At 38.3% G+C, this 23,184-nt stretch carries 22 protein-coding genes; 19 read left to right on the top strand and 3 right to left on the bottom strand.

Features of this window, described 5'->3' with window-relative positions; genetic code table 11:
• Positions 1 to 59: 59 nt before the first annotated feature.
• A complete protein-coding gene (locus CWO92_RS00105; RefSeq protein ID WP_101352163.1) occupies positions 60 to 569 on the bottom strand; it encodes a DUF3231 family protein in 510 nt (169 codons plus the stop codon).
• Between the two features lie 892 nt (positions 570 to 1,461).
• Here CWO92_RS00105 and lepB point away from each other — a divergent pair.
• The 12 genes from lepB to CWO92_RS00160 all read left to right on the top strand — a co-directional run bounded on the left by lepB (position 1,462) and on the right by CWO92_RS00160 (position 14,518).
• On the top strand, positions 1,462 to 2,001 hold the full coding sequence (gene lepB, locus CWO92_RS00110; RefSeq protein WP_101352753.1) for a signal peptidase I: 540 nt from the start codon (positions 1,462 to 1,464) through the stop codon (positions 1,999 to 2,001).
• Positions 2,002 to 2,186: 185 nt separating this feature from the next.
• Positions 2,187 to 3,206 (top strand): LacI family DNA-binding transcriptional regulator, encoded by a 1,020-nt coding sequence (locus tag CWO92_RS00115; protein ID WP_101352164.1) that lies wholly within the window; start codon positions 2,187 to 2,189, stop codon positions 3,204 to 3,206.
• A gap of 127 nt (positions 3,207 to 3,333) precedes the next feature.
• A complete protein-coding gene (locus tag CWO92_RS00120) occupies positions 3,334 to 5,004 on the top strand; it encodes an ABC transporter substrate-binding protein (protein WP_101352165.1) in 1,671 nt (556 codons plus the stop codon).
• A gap of 153 nt (positions 5,005 to 5,157) precedes the next feature.
• A complete protein-coding gene (locus CWO92_RS00125; protein ID WP_101352166.1) occupies positions 5,158 to 6,141 on the top strand; it encodes an ABC transporter permease in 984 nt (327 codons plus the stop codon).
• 6 nt (positions 6,142 to 6,147) lie between these two features.
• Positions 6,148 to 7,089: an ABC transporter permease gene (locus CWO92_RS25165; RefSeq protein ID WP_165786581.1), complete on the top strand. Its 942-nt coding sequence runs from the start codon at positions 6,148 to 6,150 to the stop codon at positions 7,087 to 7,089.
• Positions 7,064 to 8,050, top strand: a complete 987-nt coding sequence (locus CWO92_RS00130; protein ID WP_199256918.1) for an ABC transporter ATP-binding protein — start codon at positions 7,064 to 7,066, stop codon at positions 8,048 to 8,050. The genes CWO92_RS25165 and CWO92_RS00130 overlap by 26 nt, the downstream gene beginning before the upstream one ends.
• Positions 8,051 to 8,053: 3 nt before the next feature.
• Positions 8,054 to 9,064, top strand: coding sequence for an ABC transporter ATP-binding protein (locus CWO92_RS00135; RefSeq protein ID WP_101352167.1), 1,011 nt, complete (start codon positions 8,054 to 8,056; stop codon positions 9,062 to 9,064).
• 5 nt (positions 9,065 to 9,069) lie between these two features.
• Positions 9,070 to 10,404 carry a GH1 family beta-glucosidase gene (locus tag CWO92_RS00140; protein ID WP_101352755.1) on the top strand — a complete coding sequence of 445 codons (1,335 nt, stop codon included), beginning with the start codon at positions 9,070 to 9,072 and terminating at the stop codon, positions 10,402 to 10,404.
• A gap of 19 nt (positions 10,405 to 10,423) precedes the next feature.
• The gene (locus CWO92_RS00145; protein WP_101352168.1) at positions 10,424 to 11,182 is read left to right on the top strand and encodes a sugar phosphate isomerase/epimerase family protein; all 759 of its coding nucleotides are present in this window, start codon (positions 10,424 to 10,426) and stop codon (positions 11,180 to 11,182) included.
• A gap of 29 nt (positions 11,183 to 11,211) precedes the next feature.
• Positions 11,212 to 12,237 (top strand): Gfo/Idh/MocA family protein, encoded by a 1,026-nt coding sequence (locus CWO92_RS00150; protein WP_101352169.1) that lies wholly within the window; start codon positions 11,212 to 11,214, stop codon positions 12,235 to 12,237.
• A 161-nt stretch (positions 12,238 to 12,398) separates the two neighbouring features.
• Positions 12,399 to 13,436 (top strand): DUF3231 family protein, encoded by a 1,038-nt coding sequence (locus tag CWO92_RS00155; protein WP_101352170.1) that lies wholly within the window; start codon positions 12,399 to 12,401, stop codon positions 13,434 to 13,436.
• Between the two features lie 83 nt (positions 13,437 to 13,519).
• Positions 13,520 to 14,518 (top strand): DUF3231 family protein, encoded by a 999-nt coding sequence (locus tag CWO92_RS00160; protein WP_101352171.1) that lies wholly within the window; start codon positions 13,520 to 13,522, stop codon positions 14,516 to 14,518.
• A 41-nt stretch (positions 14,519 to 14,559) separates the two neighbouring features.
• On the opposite strand, the gene CWO92_RS00165 is transcribed toward CWO92_RS00160, so the two are convergent.
• Entirely contained in the window at positions 14,560 to 15,351 is a 792-nt protein-coding gene (locus CWO92_RS00165; protein ID WP_207767775.1) for an ABC transporter ATP-binding protein, read from the bottom strand.
• Between the two features lie 251 nt (positions 15,352 to 15,602).
• On the opposite strand from CWO92_RS00165, the gene CWO92_RS00170 reads away from it, so the two are divergent.
• The 5 genes from CWO92_RS00170 to CWO92_RS00190 all read left to right on the top strand — a co-directional run bounded on the left by CWO92_RS00170 (position 15,603) and on the right by CWO92_RS00190 (position 21,186).
• Positions 15,603 to 16,790, top strand: coding sequence for a sensor domain-containing diguanylate cyclase (locus CWO92_RS00170; RefSeq protein ID WP_101352172.1), 1,188 nt, complete (start codon positions 15,603 to 15,605; stop codon positions 16,788 to 16,790).
• A gap of 122 nt (positions 16,791 to 16,912) precedes the next feature.
• Positions 16,913 to 18,178, top strand: coding sequence for a glycosyl hydrolase family 18 protein (locus tag CWO92_RS00175; RefSeq protein ID WP_101352173.1), 1,266 nt, complete (start codon positions 16,913 to 16,915; stop codon positions 18,176 to 18,178).
• A gap of 320 nt (positions 18,179 to 18,498) precedes the next feature.
• Entirely contained in the window at positions 18,499 to 19,302 is an 804-nt protein-coding gene (locus CWO92_RS00180) for an SGNH/GDSL hydrolase family protein (protein WP_101352174.1), read from the top strand.
• Positions 19,299 to 20,213: an ABC transporter ATP-binding protein gene (locus CWO92_RS00185; protein ID WP_101352175.1), complete on the top strand. Its 915-nt coding sequence runs from the start codon at positions 19,299 to 19,301 to the stop codon at positions 20,211 to 20,213. Before CWO92_RS00180 ends, CWO92_RS00185 begins: the two co-directional genes overlap by 4 nt.
• The gene (locus CWO92_RS00190; protein WP_101352176.1) at positions 20,206 to 21,186 is read left to right on the top strand and encodes an ABC transporter permease; all 981 of its coding nucleotides are present in this window, start codon (positions 20,206 to 20,208) and stop codon (positions 21,184 to 21,186) included. The genes CWO92_RS00185 and CWO92_RS00190 overlap by 8 nt, the downstream gene beginning before the upstream one ends.
• 39 nt (positions 21,187 to 21,225) lie before the next feature.
• On the opposite strand, the gene CWO92_RS00195 is transcribed toward CWO92_RS00190, so the two are convergent.
• Complete coding sequence (locus CWO92_RS00195; protein WP_133120508.1) at positions 21,226 to 21,555, bottom strand: hypothetical protein; 330 nt, start codon at positions 21,553 to 21,555, stop codon at positions 21,226 to 21,228.
• Positions 21,556 to 21,768: 213 nt separating this feature from the next.
• Between CWO92_RS00195 and CWO92_RS00200 the strand changes: the two genes are divergently transcribed.
• Positions 21,769 to 22,068 carry an iron-sulfur cluster biosynthesis family protein gene (locus CWO92_RS00200; protein ID WP_101352178.1) on the top strand — a complete coding sequence of 100 codons (300 nt, stop codon included), beginning with the start codon at positions 21,769 to 21,771 and terminating at the stop codon, positions 22,066 to 22,068.
• 169 nt (positions 22,069 to 22,237) lie between these two features.
• Positions 22,238 to 22,987, top strand: a complete 750-nt coding sequence (locus CWO92_RS00205) for a GTP cyclohydrolase II (RefSeq protein ID WP_101352179.1) — start codon at positions 22,238 to 22,240, stop codon at positions 22,985 to 22,987.
• Positions 22,988 to 23,184: the final 197 nt, after the last annotated feature.

Below are 23,184 nucleotides of genomic sequence, written 5' to 3' on the forward strand. Positions count from 1 at the left end.
CACGGAGCACCATAACGATAAATTCCCCAGCGAGAAAACCGCCGGGGAATACGGAATTATTAGCACTCTTTACTTGAATAATGGAGTGGAGGAGGGACAATCCAGCCTTTTTCCTTATTAAGTCGGAGTACCTTTGCACCTAAACCAACTTTTTGTGTGTGGAATTGATCATACAACATGGCAATATCCTCTCTAATAGATTTACCGATAACCTGGCTATATGCAACCAAACTTGCAGCGATTTCCCCGGAGAGCTTAGCTGCAATTTCTGGGTCCTGAATCCTTGCACCAGCCGGAATATCTTCTAAGCATGCTTCTGGACGTTCTGGAGGGGCAGGGGGCAAAGCTACACCATTTTCCTTTAAGATCTCTTCTAATTGCTTTTTCTGTTGCTGGCAAATATCAAGGGATTCTTGCAAAAGCTTCTTTAAATCCTCGTCACCAGTATGATTCAACATAGTCTGATATCCAGCGATTGCACCATTTCCAACTAATAAGGTAGACCATATATCAAACACTTCACCATAGTGAAGAGGTTCTTCTTTTGGATTACCGCTAAGAATTCCCATTGTCATCCTCCTTGAGTTTTACTAAGTACCATTTTAGTTGGCACAAAGATAGCTTTTCCTAACTAATTTTAAATAGGATGATAAATTTTTTCCTTTTTAAAAAGAACTTATAAAAAACATTCGCATACTCTTCATACTCAAGGTAAAACTAAAATAAAAATCAGAGCGCTCTGTATTCGTACTCATCACAATGCTTTAAATTTATTGCTTTTCTTATATTACCGAGTCCAGAAAATTTGGAGATAATCTCTGCAAATCCAAATATTCTTGCACGGAAGCAGATATTTCTTTCAGAATTTTCTGCGGTATGCATCATTTCTTGAAGAAATGCTCTTGGATAATCTTATTTATTTTTTTCATATCGTCCGCTGCTATTTAAAACTTCGCATATGTATATTTTTACTGACGCAGGAATGATGAACTATAATGTTAAAGAGGAAGCAGACCCCGCATATTCTTGATCATAAAAAGAAATCCGCATTATTACTATAAAGAGAGTTCATTTAAAATAAGCTTAGTTGAAATTTCTTCATGTGTTACTCCCAAAATATTAACTACTTGCTCTAGCCAATCTAACAGCGAACTACTTAATATAAGTTGAACATTTCCCTCTATTTTTTTGCATTTTTTAGGAACAAACCATTAGAATATATTATAATTTGCCTTTGTCCTCGTGCATGGAGGATACAGGTTGCTCTATATCCCCCATTAAAACAGTGCATTTCCGTGGTTAACGGAACCTAATCCGCAAAGACCATTAACAAGGGACAGTTTACAGAAATATCGGGTTCTATGTCTGCCTTAGATCAATCCAATTTTAGAAGGATTTTTTTACACCATCACGAAGTATTATTTATGAATGTATCCAAAGAAATTAATGCGAGGTGGGGAAATGAAAGCCAATATTAAAAAGGAAGTAAAAAGCTGGGGGAAATCATTGCTTATTGCTTTGGGGATTGCATTTGTTATCAGATCTTTTTTGATTTCTCCTTATATTGTAGAAGGCGCATCCATGGAACCGACATTACATGATCAAGAAAAAGTGATTGTGAACAAACTAAATTTTACAGGAAATTTTGATAGAGGAGAAATTGTCATTATTAAAGGTAAAACGAAAAATTATGTAAAAAGAATTATTGGTCTTCCTGGCGACAGGATTGAAGTGAAAAATGATGTATTGCATGTTAATGGAGTCATTTGCAAAGAGCCTTATTTATCTAAAAACAGGGAAATAGCAAAGCAAATGGGCAGCCGCTTAACAGGTGATTATGGCCCGATTACGGTTCCAAAGAACAAGTATTTTGTAATGGGGGATAATCGATTAGTGAGTAAGGATAGTCGTAATGGTTTAGGATTTATTGATAAAAAGAGAATCGTAGGAAAAGGAGAGCTTGTTTTTTATCCAGTGTCTGATTTTAGAAATGTAAAATAGGAAGAAGGATTGTGTTTATCTAAACACAATCCTTCTTTCTATATTATAGTAAATATCCCCTAAAAATAGATTATATGCTTGCCACAATAAAAATATTTTTAAATATTTTGAACGAAAACCTTTACATTTTGATTATTCTGATAAATAATATAGACAACGTAACCGGTTTCGAAGGAGTAAGATACATGCTGACAATTTATGATATTGCGAAAAAGGCAGGTGTTTCAGCGGCAACTGTTTCAAAAGTACTAAATGGAAGAACGGATGTAGGGAAAAATACCGCTCAGACTGTAAAAAGAATCATTGATGAATTGGGGTATCAGCCTAATTCCATAGCAAGAGGACTTGCAACGAAAATATCCAAAACCGTAGGTGTCTTTTTTCAAGACCATTTAAACACTGGGCTTAGACATCATTTTCTGCAGGATATACTTGCAAGCTTTAAGGATGTTATAGGGGAGAATGGCTATGATCTAATTTTTTTTGCCAACAATCATCCAGAAAATCAAGCGGAAACGTTTGAGGCACGAGCGCGTAATAGGAATGTGGATGGGCTGTTTTTATTAAGTGTACCCCGAACAGATCCAAATCTTGCAGGAGTTGCTCAAAGTGGGATTCCTTGTATGTCCATTGATTTAGATTTAATTGGACCCAATGCTAATTATCTTTGCTCTGATAACATAGGTGGAGCAATGATGGCAGTTGAACATCTGATAGATAAGGGACACACCAAGATTGCTTTTATATCAGATATATTTGTAACAAAACCCGGTTACGATAGATTAATTGGATTTAGAAAAGCGATGGAGAAACATAAGCTGCCGATAGTGGAAGATTGGATACTGCCAGGTGATTTCTCTGAAAAAGGTGGCTATCTATCTACTAAGCAATTATTAGAAAACAATCATCTGCCTACTGCTATTTTTTGTGCCGGTGATATGATGGCCATTGGGGCTATGGAAGCAATTAGAGAAAGGGGTTTGAAGATTGGGAAAGATATATCTCTCATAGGTTTTGATGATGTATCTCTACTAAAATATGTAACTCCCGGATTAACCACCATCAGGCAAAAGAAGGAAGAAATGGGACAAACAGCTGCGAAGGAATTACTCAAGCTGATCCATGATCCAAACTACTCTGCAAGTCCTATCACGATAGAAACGGAATTAGTGATTCGCGATACTGTTGCAGATATAAGAAAATAGCTGTACGAAAAAACTTAAGGAGGTGGTGGTTGGTTAGAAGTACAGCCGTTAATTTTTTATGTAAATGCTTTAATTTTAATGTCTTCTACGAAACCGCTTTCGCTATCAAATAATAGGAGGAACGAAAATGAAGATGAAAAGACTGTCATCGCTTCTGCTTGTTATTTTTCTTGCTCTGGCCGCAGTACTTGCAGGATGTACGGACAAAACTACTTCAAAGACTGGGGGTTCAAAGAACACAGGTAATGGTGCCGCAAAACCGCTAGTCATCGGCTTGTCACCTGCAGGTCAATGGCAAGAAAACTTTAATCCATTTTCCAACACGGCAATGGGTGGAACAAACGGTTTGATTTTCCAACCACTTTACTATTTTGACCCTGTCAGCGGGAAGGAAAATCCAATGCTCGCAACTAAATACGAATGGACTAATGACAATAAAACGCTCGTTGTAACGCTTCGAGACAATGTCAAATGGTCAGATGGAGAAGCCTTTACTGCTGATGATGTGGTTTTTACCTTTGATTTATTGAAAAAAGATCCAGCTGCTGATACTTCTGGTATTTGGAAGGAAGTTACATCTGTTAAAAAACAAGGAAATAATCAGGTTGCATTCAATTTTGACCAGGCGAATGTTCCTTTTCAATCCTATGTTTTAGGCGTAGTTATCGTACCTCAACATATATGGAAGGATCTTGGCACCCCATCTAAAGCGAAAATCACAAAGAAGTATGCAATCGGAACAGGTCCATACTTGCTCGATTCCTTTACAGCACAACTGTATAAAATGAAGGTGAACCCAAACTTCTATGGTGGAGAATATGCTGTGAAGGAATTGCATTTCCCAGTATATAGCAGTAACGATAGTGAACAATTAGCCTTAACAAAAGGAGAACTAGATTGGGCAGGTATTTTTATTCCTGATGCAGATAATGTGTATGTCTCGATTGATAAAGAACATAACAAGTACTGGTTCCCGCCAAGTAATAACGTAACGCTATATCCAAATTTAACAAATCCCCTCTTGAAAGACATCAATGTACGCAAAGCAATTAGTTTAAGCATTGACCGCAAGAAGCTTTCAGAACAAGCAGCATCTGGGTATGATCCATTACCTAGCACCACAGCTTTAATTCTTCCTAGAGATCAAGATTGGGTAGACCCAAGTATTCCAAAAGATAAATTAGAATTTGCATTTAATAAAGATGAAGCCGTGAAGACATTAGAAGACGCAGGTTATAAAAAGGGTAAGGACGGAATCTTTGTTTCACCGGATGGCAAGAAATTGTCCTTCACGTTACAGACGGTGTCTGGCTGGACTGATTGGACCACGATGGCACAGTTGATTTCCCAAGGATTAAAGGATATCGGTATCGACGTGAAAGTCCAACAGCCAGAATACGCTTCGTATGCGAAAAATGTTACTGGCGGAAATTATGATTTAGCCATTTCTTGGACCAATTCCGGATCCGATCCGTATAAGCAATATCAAGATATGTTAAACAGTCATGGAAACTGGAATCTTGAAAAATGGAATGATCCGCAAACAGATGCGGCATTGAAGAAATTCCAAGGAACTACGGACAAAGCGGTTCAGAAAGAGGCGATTAATTATCTGCAAAATGTCATGGTAAATGAAATGCCAACCATTCCATTAGTAAATGGACCAGTTTGGTATGAATACAGAACACAAAATTATACAGGTTGGCCAACAGAGGATGATCCATATGCAAATCCAGCACCATTTAACTGGCCAGCACCATCGATTGTTTTATCGAAATTAAAACCAAATACTAAGTAAACCTCTTTTACAAGGGCATTGATTTATGGTTATTTTATCCACGTGGGTGGAGGTAATTTGGAAAGCTTATGTGGATAGATAGGTGGATATATGCACGTACGAGGGAAAGGGTTCACTCCCTTTTCCCTATTTCATAGAAACAGGGGGGTAAAAATGCGATACATCCTTAATCGCCTTGGTTTTTTTATCCTGTCATTATGGGCTGCCATTACCATTAATTTTATTTTGCCGCGCATGATGCCGGGGAGTCCTGCTGATGCCATGTTTGCAAAATTTCAGGGCCAACTGACACCTGCTGCGTTAGATGCAATGAAGAAAGCCTATGGGATTGGACAATCTACTTTGTGGCAGCAATATGTTGATTATTTACACGGTCTATTTACGTTTAATTGGGGTCTATCCTTCATGCAATATCCAACACCTGTAAGTGATATGATAAGAGGCAGCTTGCCTTGGACCATTGGTTTAGTGGGCATATCCACATTGCTGTCCGTCTTTATAGGAACAGCCTTAGGAGTATATATTTCCTGGAAAAGGAAAGGGTTTTTAGATAATACTCTGCCTATTGTTTCCATGATTTTCCAAGCGATGCCATACTTTTGGGTTGCGTTACTATTCGTCTTTATTTTTGGCTTTAAGCTCAACTGGTTTCCGATGGCACATGGGTATGATCCGGCCATCTCTCCAGGATTCAATGCAACCTATTTAACTAGCATTTTAAATCATGCATTCCTGCCGGGACTTACATTATTAATTGGATCTTTAAGCGGATGGATTATCGGAATGCGCAACAACATGATGTATACGCTTGGCGAGGATTACGTCACATTTGCCGAAGCAAAAGGTGTAAGGACATCCCGTCTGATGTTTTCCTATGCGGCAAGGAATGCTATTTTACCGCAGCTGACTAGTTTTGCGATTGCAATAGGAAATGTGGTTAGCGGCTCTATCTTAACAGAACAGGTTTTTTCTTATCCAGGGATTGGAAATCAATTAACATCAGCCGTACAATCACAGGATTTTCCGATGATTCAAGCATCGTTTCTTTTAATCGCTGTCGCTGTGCTCGTTGCTAACTTGATTGTTGATTTATTGTATAGCAGATTGGATCCGCGGATTCGGACTGGAGGGGAGTAGCGTAAAATGAAGGCTGAACTCACACCAACTTCACAAATCAATGGGAAATCGCAAAACTATTTCTTGAAGGTGCTAAAACCGTTGAGACCGTTTTTTAGTAATGGAAAATCGGCAACTGGATTTATCATCTTTCTTATCTTTCTCATCATTGCTATCTTCGCCCCGCTGATAGCACCATATTCGCCAAGTGCTGCCATTTATGATCCGAATTTGCCGCCAACTGCTAATCACTGGTTTGGAACCACAAACACAGGTCAAGATATTTATTCTCAATTCATATACAGTGCGCGGAATACGATGATTGTGGGATTTGGTGCGGGAATTCTTTCCACAATTATCGGTTTAATCTTTGGTGTTGTGGCAGGGTACCGTGGCGGTTTAACAGATGCTATTCTCAGCTTTATTACGAATCTATTCTTGGTCATGCCTGGCCTTGCATTACTGATTGTGATTGAGGCATATTTAAAAGCTTCCACTCCTTTTGTAAATGGCTTAATTATTGCGATGACAGGTTGGGCATGGGGAGCGCGGGTTTTTCGTTCGCAAACAATGACACTGGCAAGAAGAGATTTTATATTAGCTGCCAAAATGTCTGGGAAGTCCTCCCTTCGAATTATGATAACGGAAATTTGCCCCAATATGATGTCTATTATTGCAGGAAATATCATGTTTGCAACGTTAGGAGCCATTCTTGCTGAAGCTGGTCTAGCATTTCTAGGGCTAGAAGATATTAATTCTACCAGCTGGGGGATTATGCTTTACTGGGCAAGCTCCAATGCAGCATTGCTAAGAGGCGCATGGTGGTGGTTTGTACCTCCTGGTATAGGAATTGCTTTGGTCGGTTTAAGTCTAGTATTAATGAACTTTGCTATCGATCAAATCACCAATCCTCGTTTAAAGACACAAAAAAGGAGGAAGAATCGTGGAAGAAAAGCAGCCAGTGCTTGAATTACAAAATGTATCGGTTGGATATGATTCTCCGGCTGGAATGGTGCAAGCCGTTAATGATGTCACTCTCAAAATCTATGAAAATACTATCGTTGGTTTAATAGGAGAATCAGGCTCTGGGAAATCAACATTAGGGAATGCCATTATGCGATTGTTAAAAAATAATGCAGTCCTTACATCTGGAACAATCAAGGTGTTGGGAAAAGATATCTACAGCCTGAACAAAAATGAATTACGAAAATTCCGCTGGAGCCAAATGTCTATGGTTTTTCAAAGCGCGATGAATGCCTTAAATCCTGTATTGACCGTTGAAGAACAAATTTTGGATGTTTTCCTTAGTCATGATAAAAACATGTCCAAGACCGAAGCAAAGATGAAGGCCAAGGAATTAATGGATATCGTCAGTATCGATCCAAGATATTTAAGAAGTTATCCGCATGAGCTTTCTGGAGGCATGCGGCAGAGAGTCGTCATTGCCATTGCAATAGCGCTCGATCCGAAGCTTGTCATTATGGATGAGCCTACAACCGCTTTAGATGTAGTGGTACAACGATCAATTCTCGATAAGATCAAAGAAATTCAACGGGTGAAAAAATACGCCATTTTATTTATCAGTCACGACTTTAGCTTAGTATCAGAGATTGCTTCCCAGGTTGCGATTATGTATGCAGGACGTTTTATTGAAGTGACCGATTCCAAATCTTTGATTCCATCAGAAAGACATCATCCGTATACACAAGGTTTGCTGCGAGCCATTCCGCATCTCACGGCAGAGGATGTGACAATAGAGGGCATACCGGGAAATCCCCCTAATTTGGTGGATCTTCCTAGTGGATGTGCTTATCACCCTCGCTGTCCGTTTGCTTTTGACTTATGTAAAAAAGAACGACCGCAAATTCGAAAGGTGGATGGCAGAGATATGGAGTGTCATTTATATGAAACAGTTCAGGGAGGTGTTTAATTCTTGAGTGATCCATCAACTGTTTTAGTAGAGGTTGAAGATCTTGTCATCAAGTTTCCTGTTCGCGGTGATCGGAAAAGGAAATATATTACGCCTGTTGATAAGGTCAATTTGAATATAAAAAAAGGTGAGGTCCTTGCTTTAGTAGGGGAATCGGGTAGTGGAAAAACGACGATTGGCCGTGCATTAGTGCGCTTATTAAAGCCGACAGAAGGTACTATTACGGTTCTTGGAAAAAAAGTAAATGAGATCAAAGGGAAGGATTTAAAAGAATATCGCCGAGTAGCACAGATGATTTTTCAAGATCCGTTTGGGTCCTTAAATCCGGTAAAAACAATCGAAGGTCACCTGAAGTTTCCGTTAAAAAAACATCAAGGGTATAAAGGGAAGGCACTCGAAGAAAAGGTGGGAGATTTACTGCTTCAGGTTGGTTTAACGCCTGTTCAAGAAATACGGAAAAAACATCCTCATGAATTGTCAGGTGGACAGAGACAGCGTCTTGCCATCGCGCGTGCACTTGCAGTGAATCCGCAATTTATTGTAGCAGATGAGCCGACTTCCATGCTTGACGTATCGATTCGTGCTGGAATCCTTCAGCTAATGAATGAGTTAAAAAGGGATTTAGGCCTATCTTATTTATATATCACGCATGACTTAGCGTCTGCGCGATATTTTGGAGACCGCATTATGGTTCTATACGGCGGAAAAGTTATGGAAATTGCGGAATCAAAGGAATTAATTAAAAACCCGTTAAATCCATATACCCGTTTACTTTTAGCAGCTACTCCAGGAAGTGAGTCGCAAATAGATCTTACAAATATGACAAATGATCCTCCAGATTTATCCGACGGTAGACAAGGATGTCCCTTTGTACATCGCTGTCCATTAGCAACAGATGTATGCAGGGAAAAGATGCCTGCATTAAAAGAAGCTGTTCAGAATCATTTTGTTGCCTGTCATCGTTTAGATGAAAGGGAGCAATTGATTGATTTTAATTTCGCCAAGGAGAGGTAATGAAAATGAAAACATTTCCGCAAGGATTTATCTGGGGCGCAGCTACTGCTTCCTATCAAATTGAGGGTGGTGCATATGAAGATGGAAGGGGGGAATCTATTTGGGATCGTTTTGCCCGCCAGCCTGGGAAGGTATATAAAGGGCAAAATGGGGAAATAGCTTGTGATCATTTTCATCGCTATCCGGAAGATGTTGGATTGATGGCGAATCTCGGTATCAAATCCTATCGTTTTTCCTTTTCTTGGCCGCGCCTTTTCCCTGAGGAAGGCAAATTTAATCCAGAAGGATTGTCATTTTATCATCGGTTATTGGATGAGTTGGCGGCAAAAGGGATTGCCCCTGCTGCCACCATCTATCATTGGGATTTGCCGACATGGCTGCAAGATAAAGGAGGTTGGACCAACCGGGAAACTACGGACCATTTTGTGACCTTTGCAAAAGTATTGTTTGAGGAATTTGGAAATCGGATTTACTCATGGATTACGCATAACGAGCCTTGGTGTGCTGCTTTTTTAGGTTATGCATTTGGTGTTCATGCACCTGGTCATAGCGATTGGAATGAAGCTCTCATTGCCTCCCATCATTTATTGTTATCGCATGGGAAAACGGTAGAATTATATCGTTCTATGGGACTCGAAGGGGAGATTGGTATAACACTGAATTTATCACCAACGATTCCTGCAACAGATGCTGAGAAAGATATTGCGGCAGCCAAGCGTTCGGATGGATTTTCCAACAGATGGTTTCTCGATCCTGTCTTTAAAGGAAAATATCCAGCAGATATGATGACTCTCTTTGAAAATAGATTTGGTCCGCTATCTTTTATAAAAGAAGGGGATCTTGAAACTATCTCTGAAAAAATAGATTTCCTTGGTATTAACTATTATTCTCACAATATTATAGAGGATGACGAGAAAGATGATGTTTTGAAATCCTCTGTCATTAATGAAACAGAAAATGTAACAGATATGGGGTGGGGAATCCATCCAGCATCCTTATACGATTTACTAACTCGCATTAAAGAGGAGTATACGGACATTCCACTTTATATCACGGAGAACGGAGCAGCATTTCCTGATCAATTAGAGGATGGAAGAATCGAGGATCTGAAACGTATTCACTACCTCCATGATCATTTTGCTGCTGCCCATCAGTTTATACAGGAAGGTGGGAATTTAAAAGGATACTATGTTTGGTCGTTAATGGATAACTACGAATGGTCCTATGGCTACTCCAAGCGGTTTGGCATTATTTATGTGGACTTTGAAACACTGGAGCGGACACCAAAAGAAAGCTATAAATGGTATCAAAAGGTTATTCAAAAGAATGCCATCGATTAAAAAAATAGGGGGAACAATGATGACAAACATACCAGTTGCTCTTCAAATGTATTCGCTTCGAAATGAGAGTGAAAAAGATTTTACCGGAACACTTGAAAAGGTAGCAAAACTAGGCTACGCCGGCGTTGAATTTGCTGGTTATGGCGGGATGAAAGCAACAGAGTTAAAGAAGGTATTGGATCAATTAGGACTCCGTGCAGCCTCCAGTCATGTCCCGCTTGATATGTTGAAAAATCAGTTATCAGAGGTCATTCAGTATCAGCAATCAATAGAAAATACTCATATTGTCTGTCCATTTTTAATGCCTGATCAACGGAATCAAGATTTCTATACTGAGCTCATTTCTACTTTGAATCAAGTGGGGGAAATATGCCACAAGGAAGGGATTACTTTCTCCTATCACAATCATGATTTTGAGTTGGTAACACTTGAAAATGGAAAGAAACCCCTTGAGTGGATTCTCCATGAAACAAATCCAGAGTGGGTAAAAGCCGAATTTGATGTATACTGGCTGACGAAAGCGGGAGAACAACCAACAGAGTGGTTAAAACGTTACAAAGGCAGAACACCGCTTGTGCATTTGAAGGATATGACTACAGATGGAGAGCAATTTTTTGCGGAACTGGGTACAGGCGGAGTGGATATTGACTCGATACTTGCATTGGGGAATGAATGCGATGTGAAATGGTGGATTGTCGAACAAGATGACAGCAGGCGTTTGCCGCTTGAGAGTGTAGAAATAAGCAGCAGTTATCTCAAGCAAAAAGGGATTTTATAAAGAAACCAAGCAAGAAAGGGGATTCTAGTATGGAGAAACTAAAAGTTGGGGTTATTGGCTGCGGATCGATTGCTAAATATCGGCACCTACCGGAATATGCAGCGAATCCAAATGTTGAAATTGTAGCGGTTTGTGATGCAGTGGAAGAGCGTGCCAAAGCAACAGCAGAACAATATGGTGCTGAAGCGTTTACGGATTACGAGCAATTATTAAACTCGATAGAAACGGATGTTATCAGTGTTTGCCTTCCCAATTATTTGCATGCACCTGTTTCCATAGCAGCTCTTCGTGCTGGAAATCATGTGCTCTGTGAAAAACCGATGGCTACCTCCCATGAAGAAGCATTGGCAATGATTGAGGCTGCTAAAGAGAATGGGAAAATATTAATGATCGGTCATAATCAGCGATTTGTTGCTTCACATCAGAAGGTGAAGAAGATGTTGGAGGAAGGGGAGTTCGGAAAGGTTTATAGCTTTAGAACGACTTTTAGCCATGGTGGTCCAGAAGGCTGGAGCATTGATGGCAGGAATAGCTGGTTTTTTGATAAAGAGAAAGCTTTTATCGGAGCATTAGGGGATCTTGGTGTTCATAAAGCAGACTTAATCCGTTATCTTCTCGGTGAAGTGAAGGAAGTAGGCGCATTTGTGGAAACAAGTGCGAAGCAAAACACCGAAGTGGACGATAACGCTGTTTGTATAGTGAAAATGGAGAATGGAACAATCGGGACGTTAACGGCTAGTTGGTCCTACGTTGCCGGTGGCGATAATTCAACAGTGATATATACAGAAAAAGCAGTAGTCCGTCTAGAAGATGATCCAACTTATTCTCTTATCATCCATTATAAAAATGGCGAAACAGTCCGCTATCAGCTGGATAAAATTCAAACCAATGAAGACGGGGGGCAGACTGCTTCTCATGTAATAGACCATTTTGTAGATGCGGTTCAACAAAATAAAACACCACTTATTACAGGTGAGGAAGGCATGAAATCGCTGGATGTCATATTAGCTGCACTTGAATCAAATGAGAAAGGGCAGTTTATAAAAATGGAATAAATCAATGAATAAAACGTAGAAGCTGTCGAGGGTCGGCAGCTTTTTATTTTAACCAAAAGGCTCGTAAAGGTTTGTACAACATGAATAATTTTACTTTCCCATTACCATGATAAAGATATATTGTCTTGAACTTATTGTATTCATCTGTAAGGAGGACATCCGTGTTGAATAATGATGACAAGAAGGTAATGACCAACCATAATATTCGTCTGACTGCATCTGAAATGGGCTTTCTTTGGACTCAGTATGAGAATGACTCCATGGCGATATGTGTTTTAAAATACTTCGCAAATAAATGTGAGGATGAAGAAATACTTCCTATTATTAAAACAGCTCTAAATTTTTCAGAAGAGCATGTCCAAACAATCAGCGATATTTTTACCAATGAAAAAATTCCGGTGCCTGTCGGTTTTACAGATGAAGATGTACATATTAACGCACCAAAATTATTTACTGATACCTTTATGCTTTATTATATTCAAAATATGGCGATGGTTGGCATGTCCGGAGCAGGTATTGGAATTGGTGTAACAACTCGTGAAGATATAAATAAATTTTTTCAAGAAATTCTTATTCAAAGCAAAGAGTTGCATGATATGGCGAGAAAGACTTCCTTATCAAAGGGGACATATGTCAGACCACCATACATTACAGCTTCTGATAAAGTTCAGTTTGTTTCTAAGCAGCGGTTTTTATTTGATTTTTTAGGAAAATCCAAACGTCCATTAACAGCAATTGAAATAACTCATCTTTATATTAATATCCAAACAAATGCATTAGGAAAAGCGATGATGATTGGATTTGCCCAAGTATGTAAAGGCGAAGATGTGAAGCAATTTTTTATGGAAGGAAAAAATTTAGCCACTAAGCATATGAAAAAATTTAGTACTTTATTAGAGGATAGTGATTTACCTGCACCAATGTCATGGGATTCCCATGTATTGGACAGTACGGTTACTCCTTTTTCCGATAAGTTAATGATGTATCATACGACAGGAATGATCGCAACAGGAATCGGTAATTATGGAATGGCTGCAGGAACGTGTGAGCGCTTGGATTTAAGTGCTATATATACTCGTCTTTCAGCAGAAATTGCACTCTTTGCTGAGGATGGAGCAAATATCGTTATTAAACATGGATGGTTGGAAGAACCTCCGCAAGCGGACGACCGTCAAGCGCTTGTAAACCAACCCAAGTGATGGTTTTGTTAAGCATTTATAAATATCTATACATAAAAAAGTAAAACTATCTAGAATTAAATGATCAAAAGGGGATATATTATATGGTTATGGGTGACAAACATTTAACTGCGGCAGAAATGGGGAAGCTCTGGGCTTCCTATATGGGTAATTCGTTAGGGAAATGTGTACTAAGTTATTATCTTAGGCATGTGGATGACCAGGATATTAAGAGCATCTTAGAATATGCATACAGTTTAAGTGAGACCTTTATTCGGAGAATACAAGAAATCTTTCATGAACATAAATTCCCTATACCCGTTGGATATACCAAAGATGATGTCAACTTAGATGCACCGCGATTATTTCAAGATCAATTTTACCTTCATTATTTGGATTATTTAGGAAAAGCAGGTATGAGTATCTACAGTGTAGCCATACCATTGGTTACCCGAAAAGATATCCGAAATTTTTTTATTGATTGTTTAAGGGAAACGGTAAAATTAATGGATGGTGTGAATGAAGTTTTGAAGATGAAGGGTGTCATCATGAATCCACCGCCTATCCCGACACCGGTGAAGATAGAATATATTCATAAACAGAGTTTTCTAGACGGTTATTTTGGGGAGAGAAGATCTCTTCATGGGCTGGAAATTGCTCATCTATACGGAAACCTGAATAATGATATTACTAGTAAAGCTCTAATCACTGGCTTTCTTCAAGGAGTGAAAATGGAGAAGGTCAAAAAGTATTTGGAACGAGGAAAGAAAATTAATCAAAAACATATTGAAATTATGTCGAAAAAATTGACAGATAGCGATTTGCCTGCTCCGTCCCTTCTTGATCATTTAGTAACAACATCTACCACTTCTCCATTTTCGGACAGGCTGAAAGTGGCGCATAAAATTGATATGTTTGCGATGAAAATAAGAGAATATGCAAATGGAGCTTCTCTAAATGGCAGGCGTGATCTTGGAATCATGTATGCTAAATGTCAAGCGGATGTGTCCATGTACGTGGAAGACGGGGCGAATATTATGATTGATCAGGAATGGTTCGAACGTCCTCCCGTAGCAGTGGATCGCAGTCATTTGAGTGATTGAACATAACATTTTTAGGGGGGGAATTCCCCCCTTGGAACATTTTAATGCTGAATGACAACCTCATTTAGTGAGAGCCATGCCCTTTCCTTTTTTATCTCTACATGTATGGGGGCTTGGAAAAACTCTGACATTGTATCCGAAGTTAACATTTGACCTGTTAATCCCTCTTTGTAAATCTCTCCCTTACGTAGTAATAATACTTTTTGAAAGCAAGGAAGAATTTCTTCCACATGGTGGGTAACATAAATAATTGTCGGGGCTTCGGGGTTTTCCGTTAAACTTGAAATCATTTGCAATAAATGCTCACGTGCTAATATATCAAGGCCTGTACAAGGTTCATCCAGTATAAGCAATTTCGGATTCGCCATTAGAGCCCGCGCGATTAAAATCCTTTGTTTCTCCCCTTGTGACAAGGTTCGATAGCTTTTCTCGCTTAAATACTCACAGCCCAGCATATTTAATATTTCATTGGCTCTTTCATAATCCTCAGCAGATATCTTATCATATATCCCAATGCTCGCAAATTTGCCACTGACGACAATGTCCTGGATATTTTCATCTTCTCGCAGTTGTTGCTGGAGCGAGGAACTGACCCATCCTATTGACTTGCGAAGCTCTCGAAGATTTACCTGTCCAAATGTATTTCCTAAAACTTGAATTTCCCCTTTTGTTGGCCAAATATACCCATTGATCATGTTAAGCAATGTTGTTTTTCCGGAACCATTCAGTCCTAATAGACAACAATGCTCTTTCTCTTTCACCTGCCAGGAAATATTATTTAGAATCCACTGATCTCCTCTTTGCCATGAAACATTCTTCATATCGATAATCATCTGCAAAAACTCCTTCTATTAGTTGACTGATATTTCAGAAATATACATCAATAATAACACTTTTTCTATCCTTGACAAGCTTTTTTACCACGTTAGTACAGAAGAACTGTCCACCCCAGAAATACAAATATCCCATTTGTCCATCTGTGGTGCCAGGCACCACTACTTGAAAGAATATTTTGAAAAACATATAATATATGATAGAGGGACTTTAGAATTAGTAGATTAAAATATGTTGTGGAAGTGTTGGCATGGTAAATTATGACGTTAGAAATGCTGCATTGGAAATCGTGTATGAGTCGTTAAAAAGAATTAGCACGGAACATGGACGTGAATCAAAAGAAGATTATTCCACTATAAAAAATCAATGGAATGAGAATCATCGTGATAAGTTGATGGAACACATCTTCTCTCAACTAGATGAAATACAGGATCAGATGGAGCGTTTAAATTGGTTAAATAGTCACTATCGAATCCTGCATAATTTTGCACAAATTTGCAGTAAAACACTAAGCGAAGAGATTCTTTTTAAAGAAACATATCAAATGGTGTCACAAGTAATGCCGACTGATTCCTTCTATATAGCCACCTATAATGAAGGGGATTCCGAAATTCAAGTGCCTTTTATGATAGACAGGGGGAAAAAATATCCTTCTGTTACCATTGGACTAGGAGAAAATCACACTTCTCAGGCAATCAAAACAAGAGAGATTATCCATCATAAAGAGTCCAGAATGGGGGATGAATATGATGTTTATTTGGGAGACGAGGATGCAGGCTTAACAAGCTCTTGCCTTTTTGTCCCGGTAATTATTGATAATCAAGTAAAAGGGGTTATTTCTGCACAAAGCTATGCAGAGTTTGCTTACCGTAAAGAGCATGAAGAATTGCTGCAAATCATAGGCACACAGGTTTTTAGTTCCATTGATTCTATAAGGCTATATGAACATATTTATAAAATTTCACAGCTGGATGAACTTACTGACTTAAAGAATTATCGTGCCTTTCACGAAGATTTATCCTCTTTAATCAGTCAAAGTAATCAAATCATTCAGCTTATCATGCTTGATTCTGATTCCTTAAAAAGAGTAAATGACCGGTTTGGACACGATATTGGTGACAGATATTTAAAAGTACTGGCAGATGGAATTAAAACCATTTGCGATAAAAACATAGAAGGATATCGTTATGCAGGTGATGAATTTATGGTCATCGTAAAGTCAGCCCAGAAAATAATGCCATTGTATGAGAAAATAAAGGAATACTATGAACATCACCCCATTACGATTGGATCAGAACAAATATATGTTTCTATTAGTACTGGTGTATCGGAATATCCGAAACATGGGAATACAGTAGATTTATTAAAAAAATCTGCAGATACTGCCCTTTATACCGCAAAAAAACAAGGCGGAAACCAAATTGTCTTTACCACATAAAAATAAAGAACCTGACGTTCTCTTATATTTTAAGGGAGCGATTTTTTGTTTTACATGGTTGTTATATAAGAAGTATATTCATAGAAAAACCCCATATTATGATAAAAAAGGAGGGGATGAAAGTGGCGGTGCATGTCGTTAAGCATGGTGAAAATTTATGGGGAATTGCAAATAAATATCGTGTTAATATGCAAACGCTTATTAATCTGAATGGATTAACAACCACTTCACTAGTCCCTGGTCTGGCTCTTTATGCCCCAGATAATTTATTGCCAATCCGTACTTACCGTATTAAAAAAGGGGATCAGCTAAATCTTCTTAGCCAAAAATTTAACACAGAGCTTTCCTACATACTCTCCATGAATCCCAATGTTCATCCGCAACAGCTATCTATCGGGCAAATCATAAACATTCCTTCACCAATTAAATTAGAAATAACGACACTTGGGTTTATTTTTCCTTCATCTATCAGTTCCATTACCCCGATCCTTACATCTTTATCCAAGCAGTTAACCTATTTAGCTATTGTTGCCTATTCCTTTAGGGAACAAGGCAATGCCTATAATCTAACAGACGATACCGCTATTATTGAAACTTGTCATAAATTGAATATTAGACCATTATTAATGATTAGAAATTTAATGAGCGAACAATTTAGTGCCGATTTGGTGGGAGACGTGCTTGGCAATGCTGCTTATCGCCAAAACCTTGTAACAAGTATTGTGAATCTAACACGAGAAAGAGGATTTAGCGGAGTGAGTATTGACTTTGAATTTATTCCTCCAGAGCACCGCAATGATTTTATAACATTCCTATCGGCCTTGAAAAATTCATTGGGAAATCTTTTATTACATGTAAATGTTCATGCTAAAGCAGCAGATTTGCCAACCAATCGAATTGTCGGTGCCTATAATTACGCAGCAATAGGAGAAATAGCGGATTATATGACAGTCATGACAATAGATTATGGATACCCAGGAGGCCCACCAGACCCAGTTGCTCCTATATGGTGGGTGGAACAAGTGATTAGCTACGCCGTATCACAAATGAACCCTGCAAAATTACAAATCGCGATGGCTTTATATGGATATGATAAAGCCGTTACAAACAATCAAACACGAGCATTATCTGTGCAGAGCTCGCAGAATCAAGCGATAACCACCGGATCCACCATTCAATTTGACCAAACTGCATATTCTCCATGGTATCGCTATTTTCAAAATGCGCAAGAACGTATTGTTTGGTTTGAGGATATCAGAAGCTATATAGCAAAATATAGACTAATAGATCTCTATGGCATAGCTGGAGCAACATATTGGCAAATTAGTCTTTCTGCCCCACAAAACTGGGCATTTGTGCAGCGAAATATTAATGTAAGCAAAATCTAGGCGGAAGCATTTTGAAAGGGTACGGAAGCAAATAGCTCGAAATTACTGGTCAACGGCCCGGGGTCCCTCATCAATGGACCAACATTTGAAATGCCCAATTTTGATAAAAAGAACTATAAATAATGGCGTGGGTTCATAGAACCTGCGTTTTTTAATTCCTTAATTTTCACTATGATGACAAATTCAATTATTTGTAAAAGCACTTACAATGGTTGAAAATAGAAATATATATTTTTACTTTTAACAGACTGAAATCATCACCTATTGGTTATAAATGAAGGAGAAAAGATAACGACTATAAAAATGAAAGGAATGGCAGTATGAAAAAATATACGATTACTATTGTCTCTATTATTTCTATTTTCTCAACTCTGCTATTTCTTTTCGGTTTTGGCTGGGTGTTGAAAGACCAATTAATAGATGGCAAGGGAAAACAATCGGTAACGAGGCAGACTAATCCGTCTGATACGATGAAAAAATCAAAAAGTCAGCTGCAAATTGCTGCTTTGGGTGATTCTTTGACGAGAGGTACTGGGGATCCGGAGGGGAAGGGTTATATCGGTTATCTAAAAGACAGTTTAAGAAAAAAAACAAAAAAATCAATCCTTGTATCGAACAGCGCGATAAAGGGACAAACATCTTCGCAATTAATCACACAACTAAAAGGACCGGAAATGAAGCGCCAGCTCCAATCCGCAGATATTATACTGTTAACCATCGGAGGCAATGACCTCTTTCAAGGTGGTGAGGTTTTAGGCCATCTGGATACCGCCTATATGAAAAAGGCGGAAAAACCATATCTTGCAAATTTAAAAAAAATCTATTCTACGATACGCTCTATTAATCCCGACGCTACTGTATTCCATGTGGGCCTATACAATCCTTTTATTGACTTAGAAAAGTCCAAACTAACATCATCGATTGTCCGTACGTGGAATTATGATTCCGCAAATCTAGCTGCAAATTATAAAAAAATTATATATGTACCAACCTTTGATTTATTTGAATTACATGTAAACGATTATTTATTTAGCGATAAATTTCATCCGAATGCTGCCGGATATAAATTAATAGGTGAACGTGTCGCTTCATTAATCACCTTTAGCGAGGGGGGAACAAAATGAAGGAAGTTCCGGCATTGGAAGTAAGGGATTTACGTAAAACGATTCGAAAAAGGGAAATTATTAAAGGATTATCCTTTACACTTTATCGCGGAGAAGTCTTCGGTTTTCTCGGACCGAATGGTGCAGGGAAAACGACTACGATTCGCATGCTTGTTGGTTTAATTAAGCCAACATCTGGAACGATTTTAATATCCGGTAAAAATGTGCAAACACAATTTAAAGAAGCAATGAAAAAACTTGGATGTATTGTCGAAAATCCAGAATTATATCCCTATCTTTCAGGATGGGAAAACCTTGAATATTTTGCACGAATGGATCCTTCCATTACACAAGATCGACTGGGTGAAGTGGCAAAAATGGTGAGATTAACGGATCGTATTCATGACCGAGTAGGAACTTACTCGCTGGGAATGAGGCAAAGACTAGGTATTGCGCAGGCTTTATTGGGGAATCCCCATCTTCTGATTCTAGATGAACCGACAAATGGACTTGATCCTGCAGGAATAAGAGAAATGCGGGAATTCATTCGCTTCCTTGCCAAAAATGAAGGATTAAGTGTTCTCGTATCGTCCCATTTATTAAGTGAGATACAGCTTCTATGTGACAGGGTAGCTATTATATTAGACGGCAAAATCATTCGTACTGATACGGTAGAGTCTTTACTTGCTGAACAAGAGAGGGTTATTTGGAAAGTGGAGCCAATCCAAGCGGCAAAAAAGCTTTTACAAGAAGAAACAGATGTAAAAGAAGGGGAAGATCAAACTTTAATTACACCATACATAGAAGAACAAATTGCTGATTGGAACAAGAAACTGGTAAATGCAGGCATTAAAGTGAAGGAAATGGAGGCAAAATTACCGGCTCTTGAAGATTTATTCCTTGAATTAACAGGGGGAACGCATCGTGATTAACCTTGTTTATAATGAACAACTAAAGATTTTCCGTAAGAAACGTTTATTTGTAATTATGTTGATCATTGCAATTCTCGTACCGATTATTACATATGCTCAATACAAACAAGACAAGACAGCAGAAGAGAAATTAGGAACCAAAGATTGGCGCGTCCAACTACAACAATCAATCGTCGATACACAAAACCGATTAAGTTCCAGCCAACTTCCAGAGGATTTTGCACAGTATTTAAAGATTGAATTAACACAGGAACAATATTATTTGAATCATAATATCAATCCAAATTCTCCTGGTGCCCCAACTTTTATGAGAATTTTCGCGGAAAATGCGATTGATTTATTATTGCCTTTATTGGTTATGGTCGTTGCGGCCGATTTAGTTTCTTCGGAGGCGAGCGGAGGGACCATCAAACTCTTGCTGACAAGACCGGTAAAACGGTGGAAAATATTATTAAGCAAGTATATCGCTCTATTGTTTGCTATTTCATTGATCATCCTTTGCGTCGCCATTCTTTCTTATGCCATTTCAGGAATTGTATTTGGCTATAAGGGTTGGAATATGCCGATGCTGACAGGGTTTATCACGAAAGGGGAAGATTTAATTACTACCCATGTTCATCTGATTTCCCAATGGAAATACATACTGATGGAATTTGGGCTCGTCTGGTTTGTTTGTGTGGTAGTGGGCACCCTTACCTTTATGCTGTCTGTTCTCATTCGATCTACTGCAGCAGTCATGGGCATCATGCTTGCTGCCTTAATTGCGGGTGCCATTTTAGTGAACATGGTTTCTTCCTGGCAAAGCGCCAAATACTTATTTATGGTGAATTTGCAGCTGACAGATTATGTGAACGGTACAAAACCGCCAATTGAGGGAATGACACTGGGATTTTCCATTACCGTGCTTCTTGTATGGATGATAGCATCGTTAATTGTTGCATTTACAGTGTTTAATAGAAGGGATGTATATTAAAAAAAGAGGAAGGAGGTTTGTACTTCTTCCTCTTTGCACTTATTTAACCGATACAATATGTTCCTTTAATTCTACCGTTGGCTCCTCAAGCTTTGCATTTCTGAATAATGAATTTATTTTTATTGGAAGCACCTTTAATATTTGCTCTCCGTCTTCCATTGAGATTGCCTTCTCAAACACTAAGTCTAATTCAAAAATACAGCTTGGCTCCTCGTCCTCTTGTTGCGGAGGATTTAAAAAGACGCCGCCATTCGCCGACCATGCACAAGTATGCAGCAGCATGGAATGCATCATACTTTTTTCTTTTTCCGTAAATACTTCGTTCGTCTTCACATTAATATAAATGGATGTTATTATGTGATTCTCCACCTTTTCGTTTTAGTTTAATGTCACCATGAAAGAATCGATTTTTGTAAACATAATAATCAACCTCCTTTTATATATTTCATAATTCTGCAAATTTTACAGAAATCCTTCCTTTTTTATTATCTTTATTTTACTTATAAAAGATGAAGGAGTAATCTGAAATAGAAATGAAAAGCAAACAAATACTCATCACTGTAACAGAGAGGAGTTTCATAAATGGAAATTACAATAACAGATCAAGCAGTACTTAAAATAGAGGAAAAGATAAAAGGAAAGAAAGGCTTTTTGAAACTGAAGTATAATACGGATGGTTGTGGATGCGCTGTAAATGGTGTAGTCGAACTATGGTTTACACCGGAAACAGAGGACAATGAGATAGCAATTGAAACAAATAAATGGAATCTTTATATAGAGAAAGCAAAGGCAGTTTTCTATGATGAGAAAATGAAAATTGACTTTTCAAATGAAGCCAATTGTTTTCGTTTAATAAGTCCTCAACAAATATTAAATGGATGAATGAGCCTTTTTATCATGAATTTCTAATATGAAAGGCTCAACCGCTTAAACGGGTAAAAATGATAAAACAAAAAATTCATATTCATTTCGAAAATATGCTATAATACACTCGCTCGTCAAAATAATACGGTTGAAGATTTTAACTGTATAGCAAAAAGAGGAGATAAATATGATTTCACCAGAAGTAAAAGAACTTCTTACAGATAAAATGACAATCCTTTCGAGAGCAGATCAAAAGGATATATGTGTAGTGGGTCCCATTAATTTACCTATTCAACTGGATGATCAGGTTTTTCATTTTAAATGGTATACCTGGTTGGTTTTAGATAATATTTCCTCTGATAAAGAGGCTATTTTAAATGCTTTACCATCTTTGAATCTTGCTTCCGCCCAACAATCTTCTGTACTAGTTTACGGGGATTTTGAGCATGATGAAAATGCTTTAATTAGAATGCATAGCATATGCCATACAGGGGATATTTTTGGAAGCAAACGCTGCGACTGCGGTTTTCAATTACGACAATCAATGAGGATGATTGTGGAAAATAAATCCGGTGCTATTTTCTATCTTGCCAACCATGAAGGAAGAGGAATTGGATTATTTACGAAATCATTCGCCTATCTTCTTCAACAAGAGGGGTTGGATACAGTAGAAGCAAATCACGCAATCGGATTTGCTGATGATATCCGCAGTTATGAAGAACCGATAAGAGTTCTAGAATTCCTGCGTTCTAAACCTGTAACATTAATCACCAATAACCCAAAGAAACTGGAAGCATTGAAAAAGCATGGTTTATCAGTAGACAACCACATTCCACTTTGGGGAGATGTTTCCGAATTTAATAAACGGTATTTAGAAACAAAGGTAAATAAATCAGGACATATCCCGGCAAAAAAATTAAGTAGCACAAGTATATAAGGATAAGAAGTGTTCCATCCGGATTAACTGGATAGGGACACTTTTTATTTGGTGCGATGGGGATTGCATACATCTCGAGTTAAAGCGGTAATGGTGAAACGTTACGTTTGGAAGTAAAAAAAGGGCTAGGACAAAAAAACACAGGAAATTGCATCAAGGAAACCGCACAAACGCAATCATTCTAAATCATAAAAAAA

The organism is Heyndrickxia camelliae (assembly GCF_002844575.1).
Taxonomy (GTDB): domain Bacteria; phylum Bacillota; class Bacilli; order Bacillales; family Bacillaceae_C; genus Margalitia; species Margalitia camelliae.